This window comes from Paenibacillus ginsengarvi (assembly GCF_003626695.1).
Taxonomy (GTDB): domain Bacteria; phylum Bacillota; class Bacilli; order Paenibacillales; family NBRC-103111; genus Paenibacillus_AB; species Paenibacillus_AB ginsengarvi.
The window spans coordinates 52,112-65,494 of sequence record NZ_RBAH01000006.1 but is presented as its reverse complement, the minus strand read 5'-3'; the positions used below and the strand labels follow the sequence as shown (position 1 = coordinate 65,494).

The following is a 13,383-nucleotide window of genomic DNA, read 5'->3' as shown; positions in this document are numbered from 1 at the left end:
TCGCCACTACACCGCGAACACCCTACGGGGACCCGATTGTGCGGACAAAGAAAAAGCATCCGAAGCGTCCGCGATGGCGCGCGGCAGCTCCGGACACTTTTACCCAGGCGAGCGGTTATGTCCGTTTCCGCGCGCTCCCTCGTGGTACCCCACCGATTCGCCAGTTACGCGCGGACTTGATTCTATCCCTATATTACCAATCCGTCCCCGCTTTTTCAATGATCACCTGTGCCATCCGCCAAACGGAACAAGGATGCGCCCGCTTCCGGATCGCATCCTTGTCCTGACCGAGAGCTACTTACTCTTGCTCAGCTCCTCCTGAACTTTCTTATTCGACGCTTCCTCCGCCTCGCGAAGCGCCGTATTCGTATCCTTTTTGCCCAAAATGATATTGTTGAACGCCGTCAGCAGATTGCCCTCGGAAACGCTGTTGTATTTGCCGATCGGGGTACCTGGCGCAAACTTCTCCGGCAGCATCGCCTTGATGTTTTTGCCTTTGTACATCGCGGCGTCCTGGCCAAACGCCTTGCGCAGCGTGTCGCTCTTCAGCGCGGACAAGAACTCGCCCCGTTTCACGCCCGGCGTTTGGAATTCCTCGGAGGCGAGATACGCCATAACCTGGAACGCCTGGTCCTTATGCTTGCTCGTTTTCGCCAGCCAGAGCGCGTTCGGGTACGGCTGCGGTCCCACTCCCGGTTGTCCGGCGAACGACGGGAACGAAGCGATATCCCAATTCATGCCGGCCAGCTCCTCGGCTGTATGCTGAGTGCTGACAGGAAGCCACATGGCGACGTTCCGGTCCTTGATGAAGGCGTTCCGCTGGTTCGTTACATTCGTCAGATTCGCATTCATATCGTAGCCCGGTATCGTGAAGAAGCGGGTGGCATTGTCAAAAAACGTTTTCCACTTCTCATCGGAGAAGGACGCTTTGTTCGTTGTCGTGTCGAGCGTTTTTAGTGAAAACTGGTTCAAGCGGATCAAATGCTGCGCCGATACGAACAAGCCTCTGTATGTCACGCCGCCGTCGCTGCGGGTCAGCTTCTTGGACATGTCGTACAGGTCATCCCACGTGTTCACGTCTTTCGGGTAAGCGACGCCGAACTTGTCGAACAAGTCCTTGTTGTAATAATTCGTCGCCGGAGAAAGGAAGATCGGCATGCCGTACATGCCGCTGCCGCCCGCGAGCTGCTTCATCTGCTCGACGACGACCGGCTCCAGCTTCGTCAGATCGTATTTGTACTTCTGGACGAGCGGCGTAATGTCCTCTTGCAGCTCGAACTGAAGGAAGCGGGCAGAGACGAGTCCGGTTGAGGCGAATACGATGTCCGGCGTCTCTCCGGCGGTGATCATATCCTGCATTTTGCTGCCGTTCGTATAAGGGACGAATTTCGGCGTAACGTACGGAAACTTCGCTTTGATCGGACCACCGAACTCGCGTTCGAAGCGTTCCGCCGGCCAGTCACCGCCTGCGTCGTAAAAGACGAGATCGATCGGATCCTGCTTCGGAGCCGCAGTCTGCCCCGCTTCCGAAGGCTTATCCGATGCCGTTTTCCCTCCGCAGGCGGCAAGCATGGTGGAAGCGACTGCCACTGCAAGTACAAGACTGAATGTTTTTTTCATAAGATGTACCCCTCTGTTCTATTGTAGGATCGAAAGCGATTTCACCAAAATGGTACCACAGCCCCGGAGCAATTTGGTTAACCGGAAATGGGCGGGTGCCCCTATCATTTAACTGTAAGTGGTTTTTTGGCCGGTCGTCCGATTCGTAAGACCGTTTCCCATCCCATTCGGTATGGTATAATCGGATCAGATCGCATACGAACCAACAGGATGAAGGGGGAATTGTGCATGAGCTCCTATTCGTTTCGTCTCTTTTCCGACTATTATTACAAGTGGAACAAAGTATCCGGAAAAGCCGCCTTTCATTCGCACCCGCAATACGAAATTTATTATTTTCACGAAGGCCGCTGCGATTATTTGCTCGGCGACCGGGTCATCCCGCTGCAACCCGGCGATCTGATCATTATGAACGGGATGACGCGGCATTGTCCGAAGATCGGCAAGGAAAAGGAATATGTGCGTACGATGTTTTCGTTCGAGCCTCATCTCGTGCAGCTGTTCGGCCCCGACCTGCTGGCCTGCAAACCGCTGAAGCCGTTCGAGCAATTGCGCAATCATCATATCCGGCTGAGCCCGGCGGCAAAGGTGGAATGCGAGGAAGTGCTCGCGCGGATCAACCGGTTTTATTATTCGCGGGACATGGTCCATCGCGGCCGGCTGCTGTCGGCGTTTTACGATCTGCTCATGCTCATCTACGAGCAGTGCCGCCCGGAGATGGAAGTGCGGCGGAAGCCGACCGATCGCCAGCTTTACGTGCAGAACATGATCGATTATATCGAGGAAAGCTATACGGAAGATATCGAGCTGGAGCGTATGGCCTACGATTTGCATATGAACCGGTTTCACCTCATGAAGGTGTTCCGTGAAGTGACCGGCATGACCGTGTTCGATTATTTGTACCGGAGAAGGGTCAATCAGGCTAAAATCCTGTTTTACCAAAGCGATCAAAATACGGTCACCGACGTCGGCTACCAGGTCGGCTTTAAGCATCTGTCCCATTTCAGCCGCGTGTTCAAAAAGCAGGTAGGGGTTACGCCCGCGGAATACCGGAAAATGCTGCAAAACTCCGAGCGTGACCCTGAGCGCCTCGAAAGCGAAAGCAGCAGCCCGCCGGCCATGGCTCCGTGAAGCCGCTCTCGAGCCGGATGTTCGTGTACGGGCGGAAGTGCATATTTTAGAAAGCGTTTCCAAAAAATGCAAGCGAATCTACCCTCCGCGCTGCAGCCGACCCTTCAACAGACGACCTGCCTCCGTACCGCTGCAGTCGCTCCGAACGCACCGCAAATAACGCCGCCTGCCTTCGAACGAAGCAAAGGCGGCGGCGCCAAACGAATCCAACGATAAACAGCCAAGGCAGTCTGGGCGGCTACGCGCGATGCAAGCCGGCGAACATGCCACCGAGCGCCACCAGTTCTTCGTACCGGCCTTGCTCGGCGATGCCGTCCTCGGTGACGACCACGATCCGGTCGGCATGGCGGATCGTCGCCAGCCGGTGAGCGATGACGAGCGTCGTCCGATTTTCGGCGAGCTCCTCGAGCGACTGCTGGATGAGCGCTTCCGTCTCCGTGTCGAGCGCGGAGGTCGCTTCGTCGAGAATGAGAATCGGCGGATTTTTCAAAAACATGCGGGCGATTGCGAGACGCTGCTTCTGTCCGCCGGACAGCTTGATGCCTCTCTCGCCGATTTGCGTCTCGTATCCGTCCGGCTGCGTCTCGATAAACGACTCAAGATGCGCGCGCCGGGCGGCTTCGCGTATTTCCGCATCTGTAGCGTCCAGTTTGCCGTAGGCGATGTTCTCGCGGATCGTGCCGGTGAACAGGAACACATCCTGCTGCACAATGCCGATATTGCCCCGCAGCGAATGGAGCGTCATGGCGCGAATATCGGTGCCGTCGATCTCGATCGCTCCCCCGTCCACCTCGTAAAACCGCGGGATGAGGCTGCACAGCGTCGTCTTGCCTGCCCCGGACGGCCCGACGAAGGCGACCGTCTCCCCGGCGCGCACGCGAAGATCGATATGCTGCAGCACCTTCGCATGGCCTTCGTAGCCGAACGTCACGTCGCGGAATACGATGTCACCCTTCAGCACGCCCGCGTCGATCGCGCCCGGCGCGTCGGTCACATCGCTTGTCGTATCGAGCAGCTCGGTGAACCGCTTGAACCCGGCCATTCCTTTCGGATACATTTCGAGCAGGGCGTTGATTTTCTCGATCGGCTTGAAGAACAGGTTGACGTACAGCAGGAAACCGATCAGCTCGCCGTACGTAAGCTGGCCGCGGAAGCTGAACCACGCGCCGAACATAAGCACGAGCAGTGCAAATACGCGCGTCAAAAAGTAGATGCCCGACGAGCTGAACGAAATAATCCAGTACGAGCGCAGCTTCGCCTTGCGGAAGTTTTCGTTGTCGCGGGCGAATTTGTTCATCTCGTACGTTTCGTTCGTGAACGACTGGACGACGCGAATGCCGGACATGCTGTCCTCCACGCGCGCATTGACCTCGCCGATCTCCGCATACATGCGCCCGGCCGCCTGATGGAGCAGCTTGTTGCAGGCGCTGACGAGCCAGATGAGCACCGGAACGGCGACGAACGTAATTAGCGCCAGCGGCGTATTGATCGACAGCATGATCGCGAACGAGGCGACGAACGTCATACAGGCGATAAACAAGTCTTCGGGCCCGTGATGCGCCATCTCGCCGATATCGAACAAGTCGTTCGTCATCCTCGACATCAGATAGCCGGTTTTCGTATTGTCGAAAAAGCGGAACGGCAGCCTCTGCACGTGCTGGAACAGCTGCCGGCGCATGTCCGTTTCGATATTGATCCCGAGCTTATGCCCCCAGTAGTTGACGATAAACTGCAAGCCGGTGCTGACCACATACAAGGCGAACAGCCCGCTTCCGGCCAGCACGATCGTTCTCCATTCGCCTTCGGGCAGCAGCGAGTCGACAAACCATTGCACCGCGAGCGGAAAAGCGAGCTCCAGCACGGCCACGACGCAGGCGCTGCCGAAATCGAGCATGAACAACCGTTTATGCGGTCTGTAATACGTGAAAAAACGGCGAATCATCTTCATGGGTGTGTACTCCTATCGGCCTTATCTGCGCTGCTAATTATAGAGGTTTGCAGCATGATGGACAAGGGGAAAGACGATTGTATCCGATTGTTCCTAGATATCGTCCTGAAACCGGCCGGGAAAAACGATCGTAAACGTAGTGCCCGCTCCGACCGCGCTCTCGATGCTCATCGTCCCGCCGTGGTTCTCGATAATTTTATTCGTAATCATGAGGCCGAGTCCGGTACCGTCCTGCTTCGTCGTATAAAACGGCTGGCCGACGCGGCGCAGCAGCTGTTCGTCGATGCCCTGCCCTTCGTCGGATACCCGGATGATTAGCTTGTCCGCCTCCGCCTTGAGGCGAATCGTCACGTCCCCGCCGTCCGGCATCGCTTCGATCGCATTTTTGATCAGATTGATGAACACCTGCTTGATCTGATTTTCATCACAGCGGAAAAAGAGCGACGGCTGTTCGCTGTCGATGCACAGACGGCAGCCTGTCATGATCGCCTGCGATTCCAGCAGCGCCGTTACTTGCACGAGCAGCGAGACGATGTCGGCCTGCTTGATCTTCACTTCCTGCGGCTTGGCGAGCACAAGCAGCTCGGTCAAAATCATCTCGATGCGGTCCATTTCCGCCGCCATAATGTCGAAATATTCCTTCTTCAGCCCGTTCGTCTGCATAAGCTGGTGAAAGCCGCGAATGGCCGTCAGCGGATTGCGAATTTCGTGGGCGATGCCGGCGGCAAGCTGTCCGGCCGCGGACAGCTTCTCGGAATGATGCAGCAGCTCCATCGTTTTTTTGCGTTCCGTCATATCGCGGATAATCGTATAAACGGCCGGTTCGTTCTGAAACAGCGTAGGCACCGAACGCGCTTCGGCCTCGATCGTTTGACCGTCCAGCCGAACAAGCTTCAATTCGTAAAACTTCTCCTCGTCCCCGTCCGCTTCGCGCCTCAGCAGAGCGCCGTCCTGCTTCTGGTCGGGAATCGGCGCGAACCGGTACGGGTCGCCAAGAATCGTCCGTCTGTCCTCCTCGGTGTCTCCCCCGAGCAGCCTGATCCCCATTTTGTTAATATACAGCCCTTTCTGCTTCGCCAGAATAAGCACCGCATCCGGCGAATTTTCAACCAGCTGCCGGTACTGCTCCATCTGCAGCTCGAGCAGTTCCTCCGCCTGCTTCCGTTCCGTAATATCGCGGCCGTATGCGAGGACAAACCCGGGCGTTCTGGGCGATTCCCGGACGAACCGGTACGTGCTCTCGAACCAGACGTACTTGTGATCCTTATGCAAATACCGGTTCGTGCACGTCATCGAACCCTCCTGTATCCCCTGCAGCTGCGAGGCGTCTTCGGGATGAAGCAGATCGTCAAGCTTCCAGCCGATCACTTCCTCGGCCCCATAGCCGAGCACCGTCATAATTTCCGAGGAAACGCTGCGGATCGACAAATCCGACGAGCAGCTTATGATCAGGTTTTGCGATTGTTCCGTAACCAGTCTTTGCAGCTCCTTGCGCCTGCTTGGCTTCCGCTCTCCCGGATCGATACAGGCGGCGAGCCGCTGGACGTAGGCGACAAAATACAGCGGATTGCGCTGCGAGTCGCGTACGATCGAACAGCTCAGCAATACCCGGACATAATAACCCCGCTTGTGAATGTACCGCTTCTTCATGCGGTACGAATCCTGCTTGCCCGCGAGCGCCAGGTCCGCATGGATAATGTCTTTATATAAATCGTCCGGATGTGTAATGTCGATAAAGTTCATGCCGAGCAGCTCTTTCTCGTCATAACCGACAAGACCGGCAAATTTTTCGTTGACTTGACGAAAACGGCCGCTTACTTCTACGAGCGCCATTCCGATAGGAGCATGTCTGAATGCGCTAACAACAAACGCATCCGCTGCCTCCCGATCATGTTTTTTTCTGGCCATAAGCGACTCCTCTCCCCCAAAATAACCCGCCAGACCGTTGGCACTATTTGTCACCTCCATATCATAGGACTTTGTGACTATTTTAGCAACATTTGCGGCGGAACTAGCAGACAGCATCCGAGACTGTGTCGCGCAGCGGGACATGCTATAATGAACATGGCGCAGGAACCCCGCAAGAAATGTGTACCAGCATCGGATAACGGCAAGGAGTGAATCGCCCTGAATAATTGGAAGCTTAATTTGATCGTGCTCTGGTTCGGCAATTTTCTGGTCATGGCGGGCATGACGATGATTATTCCGTTCCTCCCTCTTTATATTCAGCAGCTCGGCATTACCGACCCGGGAAAAGTCGCCTTTTGGTCCGGCATCGTGTTTGCCGGAAACTTCGTAACCTCTTTTATTTTTCAGCCCATATGGGGAAAGCTGGCCGACCGGCACGGCCGGAAAGTCATGCTGCTCCGCTCCGGCTTCGGTATGGCGCTCGTCATGGTGCTGATGGGCTTTGCCGGCAACGTCTGGCATCTGTTCCTGCTGCGCATGCTGAACGGCACCATATCCGGCTTCGTGCCCGCCGCCGTGGCGCTCATGTCGACGACCACGCCGCGCGAAAAAATAGGCTTCTCGATGGGCACGCTGCAATCTGGCGGAACGGCCGGCAGCATTCTCGGTCCTTTTATCGGCGGGCTGCTTGCGGAATGGGTCGGCTTTCGGCCGATCTTTTACATAACCGGCACGCTGCTGTTTTTCGCCTCGATGCTGGCAATGATTGTCGTCAAGGAGAAGTTCGACGCGAGTAAGGCAGCGAAGCTTCCGAACGTATCGGTCGTGGCCGGTCTGAAGGAGCTCGGCAAAATTCCGCAGCTGACGTCGCTGTTTACCGTTACGTTTCTGATCCAGTTCTCGATGCTCAGCTCGATGCCGCTTATTCCGCTGTTCGTTCAGCATCTGCACGGAGAAGGTCAAATGCTGGCGTTTTTCGCCGGTCTCGTCGGCTCGATTACCGGCTTCTCGAACATGATCGCTTCGCCGCTGCTCGGCCGCCTGGGGGATCGGATCGGTCAGGAAAAGGTGCTCGGCCTGTCGCTGATCGGAGCGGCCGTCATGTTCATTCCGCAGGCGCTCGTGCAGAACGTGTGGCAGTTGTTTGCGGCGCGTTTCATGCTTGGCATGTTTATGGGCGGTTTGCTTCCGTCTGTTAACGCGCTGATCCGCAAATATACGCCGGACGGCATGGAAAGCCGGTCGTACAGCTTCAACAGCAGCTTTCTCGCCCTCGGCAATATGATCGGCCCGGTCGTGGGCGGCGCCTTATCCGGCCTCATTACGATCCGGGGCATTTTCCTGATCGCGACGGTTATGCTGATCGCAAACGCCGTCTGGGTGCGCAAAACGCTCATACGCCGCAGCCCTGTAGCCGGTCAGGGCTCCTAAGCAACAAGAAAGCAGCATTGAACCGAAAAACGCCTACCGTCCGGAATTGCGACGATAGGCGTTTTCGTTATCGTAATGAATGATGTGACAAGCAGCACTCGCGCGTCAGGCCAGGCTAACCGTTGCACCGCCCGGAATTTCGACGGCATCGTTTTCGGCGCTGACCCATACCGGAGTGGCCGACGGGTTGTGGATGAGCCGGCACGAGACGGAGAAGCGAAGCTGATTCAGGGCGCGGACGTAGGCGGCGATCTCCGCATTGGTCGCGTACCAAATATCGTCGCGGCCGCCGATCGCCTCGCCGAAGCGCTCGACCAGCTCCCAGTTGCCGTCGTTCTCGAACTCGTAGCTGTGGCCCCATACGTAAAGCAGGCGCATCCGCGTATGCCGCGGATTGTGGTCGATAAACTGCCGGGCGTGCTCGACCATCTGCTTATGATGACAGGTGGGGTTCCACAACAGGAAGTTGTCCGGCATATCGTACGTGCCGTGGCTTTTCGTCGTACGCGCGTACTCGATGCCTGCCGCGGGCAGCAGCCCTACGACCCGTTCGTTCCAGGTGCCGAACGGATAGCTCATCCCCCGCACCGGATAACCGGCCAGCTCCTCCAGCGCTTCCCGGTCCTCCATCAGCTCGCGCACCACCTGATCCGAAGGCGACATTTCGAGAAACGGATGATCGACCGTATGGGCCGAAATTTCGTGTCCTTTGTAAAGCGTGGCGATCTCCGAGCGTTCCACATACTTGTCCTTGCCAAAAAAACCGGAATTGAGATGAAACGTGCCCTTCAGGCCGTACTCGTTAAACATTGAGACGAGCCTTCTGTCATATTCCCTGCCGTCGTCGAAGCTTAACGTTAGCGCTTTGTTTTTGCCGCCGGGAAACCTATCGTACCGAATCCGCATTCCGCTCACACTCCTTTGACGCGCGCGATACACAAACCGTCGTATGCGGGCAATATCGTACTTTCCAAACGCGGGTCGGTGGCGATCCGCTTATTAAACTCGCGCAAAATCGCGGGCGAGCTGCCTTTCGCTTCCGGGTCCATCGTCTTACCGTGCAGCAGGGCGTTGTCGCCGAGTATGAGCGCGCCCGGATTAGCCAGCTTGATCGCATAGTCCAAATAGTTGAGATAATTGCCTTTGTCGGCATCGATAAAGAAGAAATCGAACTTTGCGCCTTCGCTCTCAAGCTTCTCCAGGCTTGTCAGCGCTTCGCCGATGCGGTATTCGACCGCAGAGCCGAATCCGGCCTGCTCCATGTTCGCGCGGGCAACCGCGGCGAATTCCTCCTTCAGCTCCAGCGAAACAAGCTTGCCTTCCGCACCGAGCCCCCTGGCAAGGCAAATGCCGCTGTACCCGCCAAGCGCGCCGATCTCCAGCACCCGCTGCGCCCCCGCCAGCCGCACCAGCATCGTAAGCAATCTGCCGTATCCGGGCGCTACGCTGATCTCGGGCATGCCGTGCTGCCGGATCGATTCCTCTACGCGCTCCAGGGTTTTGTCCGTTTCGTACAACGATTCCACATACCGATCCGCCGTTTGGAAATACCGGTCTTCCATCTGACTCCTCCGTTCCTCTCCCGCGCTGGGCGTTTGTGTCCTATCGGCGTTTGTCCTATACTAAGGATGCTTAACGAAATAAAATCCCCTTCTTTTTCTGGAAGCCCCACGACAAAATCTAGCAAGTGCAGAAAAAGCGACTGGTTATTTCGCTAAACATCCTAATTGTAAGTTTTTGCGCGGTCCAGCACAACAAATTCCTCGCCAGGAAAACGTCCCGAAAGCGCGAGCATGGAGTAGGACGGCCCTAAGCGAATGAAGCAACTTATACCGAGATGGAGTGGATTTACAAAGTGGAGAATGTGCAGTTGATTGCAACCGCCCCGATGGGTCTGGAAGCGCTGGTCGCCCGCGAGGTGCGCGACCTCGGCTACGACGACGTGATGGTGGAGAATGGAAAGGTGACGTTCCGGGCGCCTCCGTCGGCCATAGCCCGAGCCAATCTGTGGCTGCGAACGGCGGATCGCGTGCTGCTGAAGCTCGGCGAGTTTCCGGCCAAAACGTTCGACGAGCTGTTCGAAGGAACGAAGGCGCTGCCGTGGCCGGACCTGCTGCCGGGCGACGCCGAATTTCCGGTTGAGGGCCGCTCGCACAAATCGCAGCTGTCCAGCGTCCCGGCCTGCCAAGGCATCGTCAAGAAGGCGGTCGTGGAGAAGATGAAAATGCGTTACGGCACGGAGTGGTTTCCGGAGGACGGTCCCCGCTATGTCATCGAGGTGGCGCTGCTGGACGATATCGCGACCTTGACGATCGATACGACCGGCCCGAGCCTGCACAAGCGGGGCTACCGCAAGCTGATTACCGAGGCGCCGCTGAAGGAAACGATGGCCGCGGCGATGGTGCTGCTCAGCCGCTGGCGGCCGGGCCGCCCGCTGAACGATCCGTTCTGCGGCTCGGGGACGATTCCGATCGAAGCCGCTATGATCGGCTGGAATATCGCGCCCGGACTGCGCCGTGAATTTTCCGCCGAAGCGTGGCCCTCTCTGGACGCCGCGATGTGGGAGCAGGCGCGGGAAGAAGCGTTCGACCTGCTGCGCGACGACGAGCCGCTCGATATCGTTGGCGCGGACATTGATCCGGCTGCGATCGAGGTGGCGGAAGCGAACGCCAAAAAAGCCGGACTGGCCGGGGAGCTGAAGTTTTATAAATCTCCGGTGTCCAAGCTGTGGCCCGAGAGCGAGTACGGCTGCATCATCACGAACCCGCCCTATGGCGAACGGATCGGCACGAAGGACGAGGTCGAGAAGGCGATCCGGCAGTTAGGGTCGGTGTTCGGGCAGTTGTCCACATGGTCGCTGTTCGCGCTTAGTCCGAACAAACAGTTCGAGCATTACATCGGCAAGGACGCGACCAAAAAACGAAAGCTGTTCAACGGCCGGATCGAATGCAATCTGTTCATGTATCATGGACCGCTTCCTCCCCGTCAGCCGTAAATAACACCACAAACCCGAAACCAAAGCCAAAAGACGAAACAACCGCACAGCCCGCCCGGAATCCGATCCGGCAAAGGGAGGTGCGGTTGTTTGGCGTTACGGGTCGATCCAGAACCGTTTGACGATAGAGCCGTCTTCCTCCGTCACTTCCGAGTCAAACCGGCCGCCGTTATTGCGGATCGTTTTCTCGGAGCCGATATGGTTTCGATCGCATACGACCAGCACGCTGCCGATTCCGAGCTCACGCGCCTTGCGCAGCGCCAGCTCCAGCTGGACGGTCGCGTACCCTTTGCGCCGCGCCGACGGACGGATACCGTAGCCGATATGCCCTCCGCTTAGCAGCAGCTTTTCGTTCAACCGATGACGGATATTAACGGCGCCTATGACATTTTCCTGCCCGTCGATCAGCCAATAAGTCGAATGGGGAACCCACAACGAATCGATCAGTTTCTCTTCGCTGTCCTGCGAATACAGAAAGTCGAGCATGGCGTCGAAATCGGACGGGTCTTTCCGGATCACCCAGGGAACCATCGGCTCCCCGCTGTCGATCCATTCCTTGTAAAACGCGATATACGGCTCGCGGTATTCGGCCGACGGACGTACTAATCGAACCTTTTCGGCGCTGCTCATGATGCGCTCCCCTTGAATCTAAATTTCAACCAGTCTAGCACAAGGGAGCGCTGCCGCGCAATAACCGGCGTCCGGCCGCAGGCAAAGGAACGCCGAATTACATGCAATCGTCCGTCTTCCCGCCGCTTCTCCTTACCCGAGACGATGCGTTCTCCCGGCCCAAGCCCGGCACGAGCTTCGCCACCTTCTTCGCGAACTTCTCTTTGTCCGTGTAGCCGCTGTAAAGCCGGGACGCAACCTTCACCGAATCCCCGAAGAAAAACCGTTCGTACAGCGTCTGCCGTCCCGCGAAGGAGCTGGCGCTTAAATCCCAAGCGAGCCGGAACAAGCCGACCCGGCTTTTCGCGTCGGTTTCGATCCCTTTCAAGTAACGGTGCAAATCGCCCCCGATGTCCGAATGAAAGTCCGCCTCCGACGGGATCACCACGATCCCGCTCGCGCCGAGCAACTGCACGATTTCGACGAGGCGCGGGTACATTTTCGGGTACAAATAATTCGCCGTGTACAGCGGGCCGGGGCTCGGCAGCATCGTTCCCCACCGGTCCTTGCGCGCTCCGGCTTCGGAAGCGACAAGCAGCGCCTTCAGCGTCTCCAGTCCCGCTATCGCTTCCGCCGCCTTTTCGACGACCTGCGTGTACGTGCGCAGTCCGAGCAGCTTGATGATCCCCTCGATTACACCGAGCATGAACTCCGTCTTGGCGATATTGCGGCACAATACCTGATGCGTCGCATGCGTATGGAAGCGGCTTTCTTCCGTAAACCGGTATGCCATGTCCTCGTCGCCGCACAGAAAGACCCGGTCGTGGGGGACGAGAACCCGGTCGAACACGACGAGCGTATCCATCTCCTCATAGCGCGAGCTGAGCGGGTAATCGAACTCGGACGTTCCTGCGGCGAAGCTTTCCCGGCAAATGTAACGGATACCCGGCAAACCGCTCGGCACGGCAAAAGCGAAAGCATGCGGGTTCACCTCCTGGGCCGAGGGGAGCGGCGCGGGAAAGATGAGAATTTCGTCGGCCGTAGCCGCCTGGGTCGCGAGCAAAAAAGCGCCGCTGACGACAATGCCGTCCTTGTTCGTCTCCTCGACGCGCGGCGCGTCCGGCTGCTCCAGCGTCTTCAGAAACGACGACATCCGGCCGGCATGGGGAACGATGAAGGCATGCGACAGCGTGATGTCGTTCTCCCGGCAATGCTCGTAATAGCGGCGCATATTGTCGCCGTACATCGGATTGCTTTCCGCGAGCAGCTTCCAGGCGGCTCCGAACGCCATGACGACTGTGTTCATATAATCCGGGGCACGGCCAAGAAAACCGTGATGCCGTCCGGCCCACAGCGTCATCATCTCTCTGCGCCTTCTCAAATCGCGCTTCGATTGCGGCCGCAGAAACGATAAGCCGACAACATCCCCGGAAGTCGGCGATTCATAAGTCATCCGGCTCAAGTATTCGTCTGCGCCTTGCATATCGTACAGCTCCGCCTGAGTCGAAACGACGCCGCGAAAGGCGGAATGCTCGGAAATCGCCCCGGTTACCCGGTTCCCGTCCACCCATACTTGCGCCCCGCCTTTGTCGATCCCGGCGATATACTGCTCCCCGTTTTTGATGGGCATAATGAACCTCCTTCCGGCAACTGCTCCTATATCATACGCGGGGCGGTGAAGGTTGTTAGAGGGATAGGTGCCGATTTATGCAGCGGCTGACGAATACAGCGAGCTGGCAGGTAA

At 57.4% G+C, this 13,383-nt stretch carries 10 protein-coding genes and 1 riboswitch; of the genes, 3 read left to right on the top strand and 7 right to left on the bottom strand.

Features of this window, described 5'->3' with window-relative positions:
- Positions 1 to 94 precede the first annotated feature (94 nt).
- Positions 95 to 178, bottom strand: a riboswitch (ZMP/ZTP riboswitch).
- A gap of 116 nt (positions 179 to 294) precedes the next feature.
- Complete coding sequence (locus D7M11_RS10130) at positions 295 to 1,620, bottom strand: ABC transporter substrate-binding protein (protein ID WP_120747089.1); 1,326 nt, start codon at positions 1,618 to 1,620, stop codon at positions 295 to 297.
- A gap of 228 nt (positions 1,621 to 1,848) precedes the next feature.
- Here D7M11_RS10130 and D7M11_RS10125 point away from each other — a divergent pair, with 228 nt between their 5' ends.
- Positions 1,849 to 2,748, top strand: a complete 900-nt coding sequence (locus D7M11_RS10125) for an AraC family transcriptional regulator (RefSeq protein ID WP_158606545.1) — start codon at positions 1,849 to 1,851, stop codon at positions 2,746 to 2,748.
- A 238-nt stretch (positions 2,749 to 2,986) separates the two neighbouring features.
- On the opposite strand, the gene D7M11_RS10120 is transcribed toward D7M11_RS10125, so the two are convergent.
- A complete protein-coding gene (locus D7M11_RS10120; protein WP_120747288.1) occupies positions 2,987 to 4,690 on the bottom strand; it encodes an ABC transporter ATP-binding protein in 1,704 nt (567 codons plus the stop codon).
- 99 nt (positions 4,691 to 4,789) lie between these two features.
- On the bottom strand, positions 4,790 to 6,604 hold the full coding sequence (locus D7M11_RS10115) for a PAS domain S-box protein (protein ID WP_158606544.1): 1,815 nt from the start codon (positions 6,602 to 6,604) through the stop codon (positions 4,790 to 4,792).
- A 219-nt stretch (positions 6,605 to 6,823) separates the two neighbouring features.
- On the opposite strand from D7M11_RS10115, the gene D7M11_RS10110 reads away from it, so the two are divergent.
- Positions 6,824 to 8,035: an MFS transporter gene (locus tag D7M11_RS10110; protein ID WP_120747086.1), complete on the top strand. Its 1,212-nt coding sequence runs from the start codon at positions 6,824 to 6,826 to the stop codon at positions 8,033 to 8,035.
- Between the two features lie 105 nt (positions 8,036 to 8,140).
- Here D7M11_RS10110 and D7M11_RS10105 read toward each other — a convergent pair whose 3' ends face one another.
- Positions 8,141 to 8,941: a polysaccharide deacetylase family protein gene (locus D7M11_RS10105; protein ID WP_120747085.1), complete on the bottom strand. Its 801-nt coding sequence runs from the start codon at positions 8,939 to 8,941 to the stop codon at positions 8,141 to 8,143.
- 5 nt (positions 8,942 to 8,946) lie between these two features.
- Entirely contained in the window at positions 8,947 to 9,597 is a 651-nt protein-coding gene (locus D7M11_RS10100) for an O-methyltransferase (RefSeq protein ID WP_120747084.1), read from the bottom strand.
- Between the two features lie 275 nt (positions 9,598 to 9,872).
- Here D7M11_RS10100 and D7M11_RS10095 point away from each other — a divergent pair, with 275 nt between their 5' ends.
- Positions 9,873 to 11,030 (top strand): THUMP domain-containing class I SAM-dependent RNA methyltransferase, encoded by a 1,158-nt coding sequence (locus D7M11_RS10095; protein WP_240041040.1) that lies wholly within the window; start codon positions 9,873 to 9,875, stop codon positions 11,028 to 11,030.
- A gap of 96 nt (positions 11,031 to 11,126) precedes the next feature.
- Here D7M11_RS10095 and D7M11_RS10090 read toward each other — a convergent pair whose 3' ends face one another.
- Together D7M11_RS10090 and hpaB are read right to left on the bottom strand one after the other, a co-directional pair.
- The gene (locus tag D7M11_RS10090) at positions 11,127 to 11,660 is read right to left on the bottom strand and encodes a GNAT family N-acetyltransferase (RefSeq protein WP_120747083.1); all 534 of its coding nucleotides are present in this window, start codon (positions 11,658 to 11,660) and stop codon (positions 11,127 to 11,129) included.
- Between the two features lie 97 nt (positions 11,661 to 11,757).
- Entirely contained in the window at positions 11,758 to 13,269 is a 1,512-nt protein-coding gene (gene hpaB, locus D7M11_RS10085; RefSeq protein WP_120747082.1) for a 4-hydroxyphenylacetate 3-monooxygenase, oxygenase component, read from the bottom strand.
- Positions 13,270 to 13,383 lie beyond the last annotated feature (114 nt).